Origin of the sequence: Variovorax sp. LjRoot175, assembly GCF_964253805.1 — a bacterium.
Classification (GTDB): domain Bacteria; phylum Pseudomonadota; class Gammaproteobacteria; order Burkholderiales; family Burkholderiaceae_C; genus Variovorax.
Window position 1 is genome coordinate 4,216,620 of sequence record NZ_CAXURY020000001.1, and the last position, 13,810, is coordinate 4,230,429.

The following is a 13,810-nucleotide window of genomic DNA, read 5'->3' on the forward strand; positions in this document are numbered from 1 at the left end:
AGGAATTAGAGAAGCTCGAACTCGGCCTGTCCAACGAGTAAAGCAAATGAACCCATCGGATCCGCTCATGAACGTGTCTTGGGGCCCCGCGTCGTGCCCGGACAGCGGTTCGGCATATTTGTCGGAGCACTTCCAATGTGTCCTCCAACGATGCGCAACTCCGGGAAGTCGTGCGCAACGTTGTCCAGGTACGGGATGGGCCGTCCGGGCTCCGAAGGTTTCATTGGCCCCGCATGACCGACTTGAAGGCAGAACGTGATGTCCAACTCGATGCACTCGGCATACAGGGAGTAGTACCTGCGATCGTCCGGCGGCAGCCCCCATAACCAAGGCAAAACGCGGAGGCCTTTGAAGCCCAGTTCCTTCACGCAGCGGCGCAACTCCCGCACCGCAGCCATCGGCTTGCCTATGTCGACGGATGCCACTCCGACGACGTATTCGGGATTTGCCCTTACCGCGCGCGCGACCTCGTCGTTCGTGATCATCGGACCACCAGGCCCCCACCAGGCGCTGGCGATAACCTGCGAGACCCCTTGGGAGCGGAATGTGCCCAGCGCCTCCTCGTGAGTCACTCCGGGGTTGTCCTGCGCCAGCATCTTCCACGCAGTAGGCCATCTGCGCAGGGAGTCGAACATGGGATCCAGAAGGTACCCCTCGTTTGGGAACTGCATCCACGCATCGACGATTTCCGGCGGCCGATAAGATTCCTGCGGCAACATTTCAGTTGCCTAGCTTGTTCTCGCGAGAACTCAGGGCGTTGGCTAGAAGATCCAGCCGATCCCCGCCCCAGAACAGCTCACCTCGATAGACAAAGGTAGGGGCGCCGAAAACACAAAGCGCTTCGGCTCGCTGCGTCGCCGCTGTCATGTCACGCATTGCGCGTACCTCCAGGTATTCATGCCATTCGCGCGGCGCCAGCCCGGCATGGACAAGTGCTGCTTCTATCTGCGCTGGCGACTCCAGATCGAACTCTCTGCGCCAGAACGCCGCCAAAAGCGGATCACAGAATTCCCAAAGACGGCGCTTGCTCTTGGCGAACAGCAGAGCCTGGCTTGCAAGCGTCGCGTCCCACAGTTTGGTTGTGGAACGGATCGTGAGGCCCTGCCTTTCGGCCAATCGGCGGCAGTCCATGTAGAGGTATTTCAGCTTCGCGACATCACGGCTCGAGCGTTGTTCGACTTCTCCGCCGTACGCCGATCGAAAGTCGGTGATGAACGGCCACCACTCGAAGGCCACCCCGCTTTGCTGCGCCAGGGTCCGCGCGGGCTGCAGCGCCAGGTAGGTGTAGGGACTGCGCAGGTCGACGAATGCATCGACGACCTGCTCGTTGTGCTCGTTCATGATCAGTCAGGTGCGCGGAAGAGATTTCGCTTGGCTTCTGCGGACTTGGTGACATCCACCCAGCGGTCTCTCAGCAGGTCCATCGCACGCCCTACCGCCGGCCTGCTGCGCACTCGCCCGTACCAAGCCTCGACACGAGGAAAATCGGACAGCGCGACCCCGGTCATCTTGTGAATGCGGATCCAGGGAAAGCAAGCCATGTCGGCAATGGAGTAAGTACCGCAGAGATACTCCCGGCCCTCCAGCCGGTCATCCATGACCTTCAGAAGTCGCCGCGTCTCGTTCTGGTACCTGCTCACCCCATAGGGCACGGACTCCGACGCATAACGAAGGAAGTGCTGGGCCTGGCCCATCATCGGACCCAGTCCGCCGACTTGCCAGAACAGCCACTGGATCACTTCGCTGCGCTGCCGCAGGTCCGAAGGAATGAAGCGGCCTTCCTTTTCCGCCAGGTACAGCAGGATGGCCCCGGTCTCGAAGACCGTGACGGGCTCCCCGCCGTCCAGCGGCGCGTGATCCACGATGGCCGGGATCTTGCCGTTCGGATTGATTGCACGGTAGTTTTCTTCGTGCTGAGCGCCACTGGTGATGTCGATGGGAATGATCCGGTAGGGAATCCCCAACTCTTCAACCACGATGTGCGCCTTGTGCCCATTCGGAGCCGGCCAGCTGTAGAGGTCGATCACTTGGCGCGTCTACCGCTTGCGCATGATCTCTTGGCGCCGGCGATCTTGCGCGCGACGATTGCCTTCGTCGCTCATGCCGACAGGCAGGCGCTCGTCCAGGCTCACCGTTCGCTCTGCAATCTGCCTCATCACGCCATCCTGCAGCGCCTTCTTGGACATGGCGTAGGCCGTGTTGCAGTCAGGCGTGATGCACTTGGCGTAGTCGATCGCCGTCGCAAGCAGTTGATCGGGTTCCACGACCTCGTGAAAGAACCCGAGGCGCTGCGCTTCTTCGAGCCCATAGAGCTTTCCACGCAAAGTTGCCAGAGCCCCGACCTGATCGCCCAGGGCGTACTTGATGATCTCGACGTAGGCCGCAGGCATCGGGATGCCGATGGGCACTTCGTTCAGCCCGAAGCGTGCCGGCTTTCGCGCGGCGATCCGGAAGTCGCAGTCCAGCGCGGTGATCAGCCCTCCGGCGATGGCATGTCCGTTCACCGCCGCGACCGTAGGCCTCGGATACTGGAAGATCCGCAGGTTGGTTTGCCGGTATGCCCGATACCAGTCGCGAACCTTCTCCTCGCTTCCGCTGCCGAAAATCTCGAAGCTGTACTGGAAGTCGATACCTGCAGAGAAGACATCGCCCTGGCCGGTGAGCACGACCGGCAGATCGCCGAACTCGCGTTCGAGCCGATCGAAGGCGCCGTGCAGGTCGGCAAAGAACTGATCGTTCTGCACGTTGACCTTGTTGGTGTTCATGCGCACGACGGCGCATCCATCCACCACCTCGATATTCCAAGCCATGAAGTCTCCTTTGTTGAGCGACCGGCGGCGGATTGCCGGTCCTGAACTTCGTATCCAGGCCGAACGCCGCCTGCCCCCCACTTTAGGAAACCCGACACCGGGTGTACATTGGCGAAACTGACTACAACTGTGCGACTTCCGACAATCATGCCAAGCGCTGCCATTCTGGCTTTCGATGACTGCTATGCGTCCAGCGTTGGAGGCTTCGCTGACATTCTTCAGATCGCGAATGCGCACCTGCGACGCCAGGACGATTGCGCCGCTGCGCTCTTCGAGTGGCAATTCGTCTCGCCGTCCGGCGCGCCAGCGATGGCAAGCAATGGCCTGTCGCTTCAGACGCAGCAAATCAAGCAGCGGCAGCGATTCGACGTGATCTTCGTCCCGAGCATTCACTACCGGGGGCATCGCGAGTTCGATCGGCTCCTGGAAAGGCAATCGGACGCCTGCGCGTGGCTTGTCCGCCAGTGGCGCGCGGGTTCATGGATAGCGGCCAATTGCACCGGCACGTTCCTTCTTGCGCAGACTGGCTTGCTCGACGGCCGCGCAGCCACGACCACCTGGTGGCTCGAGCGGCAATTCAGGGCCAAGTTCCCGAATGTGGACCTGCAACTGCGTCCGGTCCTGACCGAGGCTGACCGGCTGATCTGCGCGGGCGCCTCGGCCTCCTACCTGCTGCAGGCGATCCGTGTGGTTGAGCGATTCATCGGACCAGCCGTGTCTTCGCGATGCGCGAAAAGCATGTTGATCGACGTGAGCCAGACGAGTCAGATTCCCTACATTCCCCTCCTGGTTCAGCGAAGCCATTCCGACTCGCTCGTACACCGCGCCCAACAATGGCTGCAGCGCAACATGGACAGAGATCTGCGAATCTCGGACCTGGCGGAGGCGCTCGGAATCAGCGACAGGACGCTGATCCGACGGTTCAGATCGGCACTCGATCAGACTCCGCTCGCGTACCTGCAGGATCTTCGCCTCGAATCCGCCCGCGCGTTGCTTGAAACCAGCGCCCTCAACGTGGAGGATGTCGCCGGCCAGGTCGGGTACGGCGACACAAGTTCGTTCTCCAGGCTTTTCAAGCAGCGCATCGGCATGAGCCCGGGCGCTTATAGAGACCGCTTCCGGCCGGATCCAGGGCATTGAACTGCCAACCCTCACGAGTGGGAAATCTCGAGTCAGGGACGGATGTCCCGACCTCTCGTTCATCTGTTGTTCATGCTCCGGCGCGTGCTCGTCTACGAGTGGCAGAACGGCCAATGGCTGATCGCCCACCACCACTCTTCGGCGATGCCCGAAGTGATCGCGCGCAACAAGTAGGCAGCCCTTCGATCGCTCGGCAATCCCGGTTCGCGCGCATACGCTTCTACGCAATGCGCCTGGCCAGCAGTGCGTCCGATTCGTGCCGCCGAGGCATGCCATCGATCGCTCCACGGCCACTTACCGATTGCGCCGCCGCAGCGTTGGCAAGTCGCATCGCCGAGGGCAGCAGCTCGCCGCGCGCCAGCGCGGCGGCCAATGCCCCGGTGAAGGTGTCGCCCGCGCCGATGGTGTCCACCACCGGCACGCGATGCCCCGGCTCCTGCTGCGGGGACTCGCCACGCCGATAGAGACGGCAGCCGGCGCCGCCGAGCGTGACCACGATGGCGCCCACGCCGCGTGCCAGCAGCAGCGCCGCCGCCTCGTCGACGGAGGCCGCGGCCGGACCGGCCAGCGCGGCCAGCTCGCCTTCATTGGGCGTGAGCACGTCGACCAGCGGCAGCAGTTCGTCGGGCAAGGGCATGGCCGGCGCCGGATTGAGCAGCGTCAGCGCACCGAGGCCGCGCGCCTGCCGGAAGGCCTGGAGCGTGCAGCCGAGCGGCACCTCGCACGAGGCCATCACCACCCGGCAGACCGCCATGGTGCCGGCCGCGGCCCGTGCATGCGCCGCGCCGAGGCCGGCACCGGCGCCGCGAAACACGGAGATCGCGTTGTCGCCGTCGTCGAACACGTGGATCTGCGCGACACCACTGCGCTCGCCGGCGGCGCGCTCCACGTGACGCACGTCGATGCCCTCGGCCTGCCACAGCTCGAGCGCCATGCGGCCGAAATCGTCGTCGCCGATGCGGGCCACGACGGCCACGGCAGCGCCCTGGCGCGCCGCCGCGACCGCGGCGTTCGAGCCCTTGCCGCCGGGGCTGATCTCGAAGCTGTCCGCCATCAGCGTCTCGCCGCGCGCCAGCGGCCGCGGGATGCGCGACACGAGGTCGGCATTCCAGCTCGCGATGCAGACTACCGTGGCAGCCATGCGCTCAGTCCCGGTCGCGGTCGATGCCGAAGGCGCGCAGCTGCGCCGCCAGCCGCTCGTATTCGGCCGCGTCCAGTGCCACCAGCGGCGCACGCACGCGCATCCAGCCCGGCGCATCGCCCTGCAGCGCCATCACACCCTTGAAGGCCGCCGTCAGGCCGTAGCCGCCGAGGATCTGGAGCAGCGCGAGCACGCGCTGCTGATCGGCGGCCGGCTCGCCGGAGCCCTTCACCAGGCGTTGCACGAGGCGCGGCATGACATTGGCGATGCCGCTGACGGCGCCGACGCTGCCGCGTGCGGCCAGGGTCTGGAGATCGGGCTCGTTGCCCACCCACACCTGCATCGGCGGCATGAACGCCTCGGCGTAGGCCAGCGAATCCTCGCGCCGGCAGCCGCTGTCCTTGAGACCCACGATCGTGTCCGGGTACAGCGTCTTCAGCGTGCGGATCACGTGGTGGCTCAACCCCACGCCCGATACTTGCGGGATGTGATAGAGCACGATGCGCAGCCGTGCATCGCCAACGCCGTCGATGATCCACCGGTAGGCGTCGATCACACCCTGGTCGGACACGCCCTTCAGAAAGAAGGGCGGCAGCAGCAGGCAGCCGTAGGCACCCAGCTCGACCGCGTGCCGGGTCAGCGCCAGCGCATCCGGCAGTGCGGCGCAGCTGGTGGAGACCAGGACGCGCCCCGCCGGTACGCCCCGCGCCACCAGGCCAGCCAATGCATCCATGCGCTCGGCCACGCTGAAGGAAGGCCCTTCGCCGGTGGTGCCGAAGGGCGTGACGCCGGTGCAGCCGGCGTCGATCAGGCGCAGTGCGTGCGAGGCGAAACGCGGAATGTCGATGTCGAGCTTCGCATCGAGCGGGGTCAGCAGCGCGGGCCAGATGCCGGCATAGGGAACGGGAGAGACGATGTTCACGGTCGGGACTTTCTCAAGAAGAAATAGAAGGGGTCAGGGAAGCGATGCATCTCAATAGTCCAAGGCGCATGACACCCGGCCGGCGATGCGAGGCCCGTTCGGGGAACACCGCGGAACCGGCTTTGCCGGGCCGCTGGTGTTGCCCCCAGTGAGGGGGGTGGCGGCCACACGATGTGGGCAAGCCTGGGGGAGAGCGTCATTCATGCACCGAACTGCACGTCGAGCCGCTGGTGGGCCGGCAGGCCGACGATGCGGGTGAAGTCGGCATAGGCCAGCGAGGGAACATCGCGCGGCGTGCCGTCCTGCCGCAGGCGGGCCAGCGCCTGCTCGACGGCCAGCGCCGCGCTGAAGAGCGCGGTCACGGCGTACAGCACCACGGCAAAGCCCATGGCCTGCAGATCGGACGCGCTCAGCGCAGTGGTCTCGTTGCCGTCGACGATGGAGACGATCTTCGGCCCGGGCAGCTGCCGCGCCACGGCCTCCACCTCGGCGATCTTCTTGATGCCGTCGACGAAGACCAGGTCGACGCCCGCGTCCTGCCAGCGCCGGGCGCGCGCCAGCGCTTCGTCGATGCCGGCGGCGGGCAGCGCATCGGTGCGCCCGATGATCAGCATGGGATCGCTACCGCGTGCAGCGACCGCGCAGCGCAGCCGACGCTCGTTCTCGCGCGCATCGATCAGGCGGATGCCGGCCATCTGGCCGCAGCGCTTCGGCGCCACCTGGTCCTCGAGGTGGATGGCGGCCACGCCGGACTGGACGTACTCGCGCACCGTGCGCTCGATGTTCGACGGGCCGCCGTAACCGGTGTCGGCATCGGCGATCACCGGCACGCCGACGGCGCGCACCATGTCGCGCGCGTGGCCGGTCATTTCGGTCTGGGTCAAGAGGCCGATGTCGGGCTGGCCCAGCCGCGACGCGGTGGCGCCGAAGCCGGTCATGTAGATGGCCGGGAAGCCGGCGCGCTCGATCTGCCGCGCACTCAACGCGTCGTAGGCGCCGGGCGCCTGGACGATGGAGCCGCCGGCAAGCAGCGCCTTGAGGGACAGTGCGGGATGTGGGGTCATCTCAATTCATCATCAGGCCGCCGTCGATGTTGATCGACTGGCCCGTCATGTAGTCGGCGGCCTGCGAAGCGAGAAACATCGCCAGGTCGGCCACATCCTCGGGGGTCTGCGCCCGGCCCATGGGCACGGCCGCCACGCGCTGCTGCCACGCCTGGCCCCGGGGCACGCCCTGCAGCGCGGTCCAGTCGCGGTCCATGCGCTGCCACATGTCGGTCTCCACCAGCCCGGGGCAGATCGCGTTGACGGTGATCTGCGGCGCGAAGGCGATGGCCGCCGACTGGGTGAGGCTGATCACCGCCGCCTTGCTGGCGCGGTAATGCGGGATCACCGCCGCGATCGCGCCGGCGCCGCTGCGGCCGGCGATCGACGCCATCAGCAGGATCTTGCCGCGCGGCCGGCCTTCGGCCAGCGGCGGCTGCGCCAGCATCTGCCGCGCCGCCGCCTGCAGCGTGAGGAAGCTGCCCTTCACGTTGACGCCGAGCATGCGGTCCCAGTCGCTGCCATCCAGTTCGAGCAGCGGCTTGAGCTGCATGATGCCGGCGTTACAGACCATCACGTCGAGGCGGCCGAATGCGTCGACCGTGCGCCCGACCAGTGCCGCGCAATCCTCGGCACGCGTCACGTCGGCCGGCACGCCGGGGGCCTGCAGCTCGCTGGCTGCCTCCGCGCAGGAGGCGGCATCGATGTCGGAGACGACCACCCGCGCGCCCCGCTGCGCGAAGGCCCGCGCCAGCGCGCGGCCGATGCCCTGCCCTGCGCCGGTGATGGCCACCACCGGCCCTGCGCTTGCGGCCTGCGTCATGGCGCCGTCTTGCGCTGCAGCGCTTCGCCGGCAACGTAGGTGCGGTTCCACACCGGAGAGATCACCAGCTCGTTGATGCAGACGTGCGGCGGCATCTCGGCGATGAAGCGGATCGTGCGCCCCAGGTCCGCCTCCTGGAGCATGCGCGCCTTCTCCGCGTCGGTCGGCTGCACCGGCCGCTTCTTCAGGATCGGCGTGGCGACTTCGCCCGGGCACAGCGCGGTGGCGCGCAGGCCGTTGACGCACTCCTCAATGTTGAAGGAATGCGTGAGCGCCATCAACGCGGCCTTGCTGGCGGTGTAGGCCGGTCCGGTCAGGTACTCGTAGTGCCAGCCCGCGAAGGAGGCGACGTTGATCACCGTGCCCTCGCGGCGCGCCCGCATGCCCTTGGCCACCGCCAGCGTGCAGTAGGTGGCGCCGTTCAGGTTGACGGCGACCACCTGCTCGAAGGTGGCCGCGTCGGTTTCGCACCAGTAGCGCTTGGGGAAGTTGATGCCGGCGCTGTTGACGAGGATGTCGATGCGGCCTAGCTCGGCCTCGATCGTCCGCGCCACCACCGCGACGGCCGTCGCATCCGCCACGTCCAGCGGCGCGGCCGTGATGGCGCCACGTGGCGCGCCGAGGCGCTCGGCGGCCTCGATGCCCGCGTCGAGCTTGGGCGCCTCGCGCCCGGAGATGACGACCCGGCAACCGGCAACGGCCAGTTCGGTCGCGCCGGCCCATCCGATGCCGCTGCCGCCGCCCGTGACCCAGGCGACCTTTCCGGAAAGACTCATCGTCGACACCCTCGCCTCAGTTGCCGCGGATGCGCTTGAGCTCGGAGGTGACCATGGTGATCGCCTCGCCTCCGATGGCCTTGGCGTGGCGCTCATAGATCACGCTCGAGCGATCGCGGATGCGCTGCATCTCGGCCGGCGCGATCTCGTTGACCGCCATGCCCTTCGCCTTGAGGTTGTCCACGCTGCGCGCTTCCATGGCGCGGTTGGCGCGGCGCTGCTCGTCGCGGCCTTGCAGCGCGCATTCGCGCAGCGTGGTCTGCTCCTGCGGCGAGAGCGTGTCCCAGATCTTGCGGGAGAACAGCACCAGCGTCGGGCTGTACGCGTGCTTGGTCAGCGTGAGGTACTTCTGCACCTCGTAGAACTTCATGTTCTCGATGTTGGTGAAGGGGTTCTCCTGGCCGTCCACCGTCTTGGTCTCGAGCGCCGAGTAGACCTCGGTGAAGGCCATCGGCACCGCGTTGCTGCCCAGGGTCTTGAAGGTGTCGAGGAAGATGGTGTTCTGCATCACGCGCATCTTCACGCCGTCGAAATCCTCGACCTTGTTGATCGGCCGCTTCGAGTTGGTCGTGTGGCGAAAGCCGTTCTCCCACCAGGCGAGATTGACGAGGCCGACCGCCGGCAGCTTGGCGGCGAACCAGTCGCCGACCTTGCCGTCGAGCACCTTGTCGGCCTCGCTGGAAGTGTTGAAGAGGAAGGGCAGATCGAACACGCCCAGCTCCGGCACGATCGAGACCACCGGCGCGGTCGAGGTGATCACCATCTCGAGCGAGCCCGTGCGCACGCTCTGCGTGCCGGTGAGGTCGTTGCCCAATGCGCCGTCCCAGAAGGGCTGAATCTTCATCTTGCCGCCGCTCTTCTCGAGCGTGCAGGCGCCCATCTTGGCGAGGCCGTTGCCCATCGGGTGCTCCTTGCTCACGCCGTTGGAGACGCGGAAGTTGCGCTCCTTGAACTGGGCCTGTGCGGCCCCGGCTGCAACACCGGCGGCCAAGGCCACGGCAACGAATCGGGAAAGGCGGGAAGAACGGATCGTCATCGTATGTCTCCTTTATGTGTGAAAAATCAGCTCAGCCACTTGAGCGGCACCAGCACCAGCGCCGGAAACAGCACCAGCAGCAGCAGCACGATGAGTTCGGCCCAGAGGAAGGGCCACAGGCCGCGCATCAGGTCCCGCATCGAGATCTTCGCCACGCCGCACATCACGTTGAGCACGATGCCCACCGGCGGCGTGATCAGGCCGATGGCGTTGTTCATGATGAACAGCACGCCGAAGTACACCGGATCGATGCCCGCCTGCTTGACCACCGGCATCAGCACGGGCGTGAGGATCATCAGCGTGGGCGCGAAGTCGAGCGCGGTGCCGACGATCACCACGATGACCATGATCACCAGCATCAGGAGGATCTTGTTGCCCATGAAGGGTTCGAGCATCGCTGCCACCTGCGCCGGCACCTCGGAGGTGGTGATCAGCCAGGCCGACACCAGCGCCGCTGCGATCAGGAACACCACCACGGCGGTGCTCTTCGCGGCCGCCACGAGCAGGCCGTAGCACTGGCGCGCGCTCAGCTCGCGATAGACAAAGGCGCCGAGCACGAAGGCGTAGACGCAGGCCGCCACGCCGGCTTCGGTGGGCGTGAAGATGCCGAACTTGAGCCCCCCGATGATCCCCAGCGGCATCAGCAGCGCCCAGATGCCGTCGACCGCGGCGCGGCCGCGCGCGGCCATCGACTGGCGCGGCTGCACCGCCACCTTGTCGCGCCGCGCCACCCACTGCCAGGCGATGACCAGCGACAGGCCCATCATCAGCCCCGGCACGATGCCGGCGAGGAACAGCTTGCCGATCGACACGTTGGCGATGACGCCGAACACGATCAGTCCGATCGACGGCGGAATCACCGGCGCGATCACGCCGCCGGCGGCGATCAGCCCGGCCGAGCGCGGCACGTCGTAGCCGGCCTGTCGCATCATCGGAATCAGCATCGCCCCGATGGCCGCGGCGTCGGCGGCGGCGCTGCCGGAGATCGCCGCCATCACCACCGAGGCGAAGATCGCCACCAGCCCGAGGCCGCCGCGCAGGTGGCCGACCCAGGCCAGCGCGAAGTTGACGATGCGCCGCGAGATGCCGCCGGCGTTCATCAGCTCGCCGGCCAGTATGAAGAAGGGGATCGCCAGCAGCGGGAAGCTGTCCGCGCCCTCCACCAGCTTCTGCGACAGGATGGTGGTGTCGATCTGGCCCTGGGCGACCATCAGGGCGCCGCCGCAGATCAGCAGCGCGAAGGCAATCGGCGCGCCCAGCATCATGGCGCCGAGCAGCGAGATGGTGAAGACGGCGATCGTCATGGCCGGGCTCCCGGATGAGCGACCTCGTGCGGGATTTCCTCGCTCTCCGTCACCTGCACCAGTTCGTCGTCGCGCAGTCGGCCGGTGGCGATGCGCCACAGCGCGTGCAGCGCGTGGGCGCCGATCGCCACGCTGGTCAGGTAGCCGACGCCGAAGACCCAGATCATCGAGATCTCGGTGACCGGCGCCTTGGTGGTGGCATTGACCTCGTGCTGCTGCCAGGTGCCCCAGAACAGCATCACGCAGCAAATCAGCACGATCGCCTGGCTGGCCGCCAGGCAGGCCAGCTTGCCGCGCCGCGACAGGCGGCTGACGAAGCCGTCCATGCCCAGGTGGGCGCCGTCGCGCATCGCGACGATGGCGCCGATGAAGGTGAGCCAGACGAAGAAGAAGCGCGACAGCTCCTCGGACACCTGGATGCCGGAGTTGAACGCGTAGCGCAGCACCACGTTGCCGAACACCATCAGCACCATGCCCAGCAGCAAGGCCGCAAGCACCGCCTCGATGCCCTTGAACAGGCGGTCGACCCAGACGCGGCCCATGCTCACACCACCTTGCCGGGGTTGAGCAGGCCCGCGGGGTCGAGGGCCGCCTTCAGCGTCTTCATCAGCGCGATCTCCTCGGCGCTGCGCGCATAGCCGAGCCAGCGCTTCTTCGCCGTGCCGATGCCATGCTCGGCCGATACCGTGCCGCCGAACTCGCGCACCAGGCCGTAGATCACCTCGTCCATCGCATCCTTGGGCTGCTGCTCGATCGACAGGCCGCGAACCCACGCCACCAGGTGCAGGTTGCCGTCGCCGATGTGCCCGTAATAGACGCTCTCGCAGCCGGGGATGCGCGCGGCCAGCGCCGCCTTGCAGGCACGCACGTAGGCATCCATCGACTTCACCGCCAGGCCGACGTCGTAGGAGACGTGCGGGCCCAAGGTGGGGAAGAACTCGGCGCAGGCATCGCGCAGCGCCCAGAACGACTGCGTATCGGCCATCGACTGCGCAACCACCGCGTCGGCCAGCACGCCCTCTTCCATCAGGCGCTCGAGCCAGCGCTGGAAACGCGGGCCGTCGATCGCCTCGTCGGTGCCCTGGGCCTCCACCAGCACATAGTGTCCGTGCGGTGCGCCGCCGGTCAGCGGATCGCGCACGCCCACCCGCTCGGTCACCACCTGCCAGTAGTCGGGCCACATGACCTCGAAGGCCGAAAGCAACGGCCCCAGTCCGCCGCGCGCGGCGCCCAGCAGGCGCACCACGCTGTCGTAGTCAGGCACGGCGCACAGCGCCGACAGCGTGCAGCCCGGCTGCGGGTGCAGCCGCAGCACGATGCGGGTGATGATGCCCAGCGTTCCCTCGCTGCCGATGAACAGGTGCTTGAGGTCGTAGCCGGCGTTGTTCTTCAGCATCTTGTTGAGGCTGGTCATCACCGTGCCGTCGGGCAGCACCACCTCCAGGCCGAGCACCAGCTCGCGTGCCATGCCGTAGCGGATCACGCGGTTGCCGCCCGCGTTGGTCGACAGGTTGCCGCCGATGGCGCAGGAGCCGCGCGCGCCGAGGTCGAGCGCGAAATAGAAGCCGGCTTCGGCGGCTGCGCGCTGCACCAGCTCGAGCGGCGTTCCGGCCCACACCGTCATGGTGGCGCTCGCGGGGTCGATCTCCTCGACGCCGACCATGCGCTCCAGCGACAGTGCCACCCAGCCGTCTTCCGGCCGCGCACCGCCGCACAGGCCGGTCAGGCCGCCTTGCGGCACCACCGGCACGCCGGCTTCGCGGCAGGCGACCAGGGCAGCCGAGACGCCCGCCGCATCCACCGGCCGCACCACCGCCAGCGGGCGCGTCGGCGGCTGGGTGCTCCAGTCGTTGCGGTTGCGCTGCGGCACCTCGTCGCCAAAGAGCACGGCGGAGGCGCCGAGCACCTCGCGCAGCGCGAGCAAGGACGGCGGCACGGCGGGCGAAAGCGTGAGCGTCATGGGCATCCGTTCGAAAGAGATGAGCGCATCATCTTGTATGTAAGGCACTAGAGCATTAGTATTTCCCCGGGCTACTCCCTGCGCCCGCAGGTCGGCTATAAGCCCCTGGGTGCCCTGCCCGACTCCATCAGCCTCCATCGCACCGTGTCTGCATCCAACCGATTCAAGATCGAAGCTCCCAAATCACTCGCGGCCCTCGTGGCACAGCGCCTGCGCGAAGCCATCATCGACGGCGAGTTCGCGCTGGGGGAGATGATTCCGGAGGAGTCGCTGGCGAGCTCCTTCGGTGTCAGCCGCACCCCGGTGCGCGAAGCGCTGAACCAACTGCAGCTGGCCGGCCTGGTGGTGATCCGGCCGCAACGTGGCAGCTATGTGTTCGAGCCCAGCGAGGCCGACATCGCCGCGATCTGCGAATTCCGTTGCCTGCTGGAGCCGCGCGCGGCCGAGCTCGCCTACCAGAACGGGCGCGAAGCCACCGCCGCGGCGCTGCAGGCGGCGATCGACGAGATGGAGGAGGCGCGCGCCGCGCGCGACGCAGTGCGCTACGGCCGCGCTGACACGCGGCTGCACGAGGCCTTCTTCGAGCATTGCGGCAACCCGTACATGCAGGCCGCCTACGCCACCGCCGCGACCAAGATCGCCGCGCTGCGCACGCACCTGTCGGCGCCGGCCGACGTGCTGCACACGGCCGGCTTCGAGCAGCACTCGAATCTGCTGGCGCTGTTTCGTGCCGGCGACTTCGCCGCCTTCGAAGCGCTGATGCGCGCCCACGTCACCGGCACGCGCAACAGCTACGTCGCCAACCTCAAGGCGCGCGCCGCCGCGTGAAGCGGCAACATGACGCCGCGGACGGCA

General features: G+C 67.1%; 16 protein-coding genes. 3 read left to right on the plus strand and 13 right to left on the minus strand.

The features are described 5' to 3' along the window. Positions 1 to 65: 65 nt before the first annotated feature. From ACSQ89_RS20990 to ACSQ89_RS21005, 4 genes are read right to left on the minus strand one after another with little or no spacing between them, the layout of a single operon-like run. The gene (locus tag ACSQ89_RS20990; protein WP_436290870.1) at positions 66 to 719 is read right to left on the minus strand and encodes an amidohydrolase family protein; all 654 of its coding nucleotides are present in this window, start codon (positions 717 to 719) and stop codon (positions 66 to 68) included. Between the two features lies 1 nt (position 720). Further along, entirely contained in the window at positions 721 to 1,341 is a 621-nt protein-coding gene (locus ACSQ89_RS20995) for a DsbA family protein (RefSeq protein WP_436290869.1), read from the minus strand. Positions 1,342 to 1,343: 2 nt separating this feature from the next. Next, on the minus strand, positions 1,344 to 2,027 hold the full coding sequence (locus tag ACSQ89_RS21000; RefSeq protein ID WP_436296353.1) for a glutathione S-transferase N-terminal domain-containing protein: 684 nt from the start codon (positions 2,025 to 2,027) through the stop codon (positions 1,344 to 1,346). A 9-nt stretch (positions 2,028 to 2,036) separates the two neighbouring features. After that, positions 2,037 to 2,810, minus strand: a complete 774-nt coding sequence (locus tag ACSQ89_RS21005; protein ID WP_436291118.1) for an enoyl-CoA hydratase/isomerase family protein — start codon at positions 2,808 to 2,810, stop codon at positions 2,037 to 2,039. 147 nt (positions 2,811 to 2,957) lie between these two features. Here ACSQ89_RS21005 and ACSQ89_RS21010 point away from each other — a divergent pair, with 147 nt between their 5' ends. Together ACSQ89_RS21010 and ACSQ89_RS21015 are read left to right on the plus strand one after the other, a co-directional pair. After that, complete coding sequence (locus ACSQ89_RS21010) at positions 2,958 to 3,950, plus strand: GlxA family transcriptional regulator (RefSeq protein ID WP_436290867.1); 993 nt, start codon at positions 2,958 to 2,960, stop codon at positions 3,948 to 3,950. Positions 3,951 to 3,992: 42 nt separating this feature from the next. Further along, complete coding sequence (locus ACSQ89_RS21015) at positions 3,993 to 4,124, plus strand: hypothetical protein (RefSeq protein ID WP_436290866.1); 132 nt, start codon at positions 3,993 to 3,995, stop codon at positions 4,122 to 4,124. Between the two features lie 46 nt (positions 4,125 to 4,170). On the opposite strand, the gene ACSQ89_RS21020 is transcribed toward ACSQ89_RS21015, so the two are convergent. The 9 genes from ACSQ89_RS21020 to ACSQ89_RS21060 all read right to left on the minus strand — a co-directional run bounded on the left by ACSQ89_RS21020 (position 4,171) and on the right by ACSQ89_RS21060 (position 12,955). Continuing rightward, on the minus strand, positions 4,171 to 5,091 hold the full coding sequence (locus ACSQ89_RS21020) for a ribokinase (protein ID WP_436290865.1): 921 nt from the start codon (positions 5,089 to 5,091) through the stop codon (positions 4,171 to 4,173). Positions 5,092 to 5,095: 4 nt separating this feature from the next. Then, on the minus strand, positions 5,096 to 6,013 hold the full coding sequence (locus ACSQ89_RS21025; protein WP_436290864.1) for a dihydrodipicolinate synthase family protein: 918 nt from the start codon (positions 6,011 to 6,013) through the stop codon (positions 5,096 to 5,098). Positions 6,014 to 6,213: 200 nt separating this feature from the next. Then, positions 6,214 to 7,077, minus strand: a complete 864-nt coding sequence (locus ACSQ89_RS21030) for an isocitrate lyase/PEP mutase family protein (protein ID WP_436290863.1) — start codon at positions 7,075 to 7,077, stop codon at positions 6,214 to 6,216. Between the two features lies 1 nt (position 7,078). Continuing rightward, on the minus strand, positions 7,079 to 7,879 hold the full coding sequence (locus ACSQ89_RS21035; RefSeq protein ID WP_436290862.1) for an SDR family NAD(P)-dependent oxidoreductase: 801 nt from the start codon (positions 7,877 to 7,879) through the stop codon (positions 7,079 to 7,081). Continuing rightward, the gene (locus ACSQ89_RS21040) at positions 7,876 to 8,655 is read right to left on the minus strand and encodes an SDR family oxidoreductase (protein WP_436290861.1); all 780 of its coding nucleotides are present in this window, start codon (positions 8,653 to 8,655) and stop codon (positions 7,876 to 7,878) included. Before ACSQ89_RS21040 ends, ACSQ89_RS21035 begins: the two co-directional genes overlap by 4 nt. A 16-nt stretch (positions 8,656 to 8,671) precedes the next feature. Beyond that, positions 8,672 to 9,691, minus strand: a complete 1,020-nt coding sequence (locus ACSQ89_RS21045) for a TRAP transporter substrate-binding protein (RefSeq protein ID WP_436290860.1) — start codon at positions 9,689 to 9,691, stop codon at positions 8,672 to 8,674. 26 nt (positions 9,692 to 9,717) lie between these two features. Further along, positions 9,718 to 10,995: a TRAP transporter large permease gene (locus tag ACSQ89_RS21050; RefSeq protein ID WP_093102738.1), complete on the minus strand. Its 1,278-nt coding sequence runs from the start codon at positions 10,993 to 10,995 to the stop codon at positions 9,718 to 9,720. Next, on the minus strand, positions 10,992 to 11,537 hold the full coding sequence (locus ACSQ89_RS21055) for a TRAP transporter small permease (RefSeq protein ID WP_093102736.1): 546 nt from the start codon (positions 11,535 to 11,537) through the stop codon (positions 10,992 to 10,994). The genes ACSQ89_RS21050 and ACSQ89_RS21055 overlap by 4 nt, the downstream gene beginning before the upstream one ends. 2 nt (positions 11,538 to 11,539) lie before the next feature. Beyond that, a complete protein-coding gene (locus ACSQ89_RS21060; protein ID WP_436290859.1) occupies positions 11,540 to 12,955 on the minus strand; it encodes an FAD-binding oxidoreductase in 1,416 nt (471 codons plus the stop codon). 144 nt (positions 12,956 to 13,099) lie between these two features. On the opposite strand from ACSQ89_RS21060, the gene ACSQ89_RS21065 reads away from it, so the two are divergent. Then, entirely contained in the window at positions 13,100 to 13,783 is a 684-nt protein-coding gene (locus ACSQ89_RS21065; RefSeq protein WP_212733612.1) for a GntR family transcriptional regulator, read from the plus strand. The last annotated feature ends 27 nt before the right edge of the window (positions 13,784 to 13,810 follow it).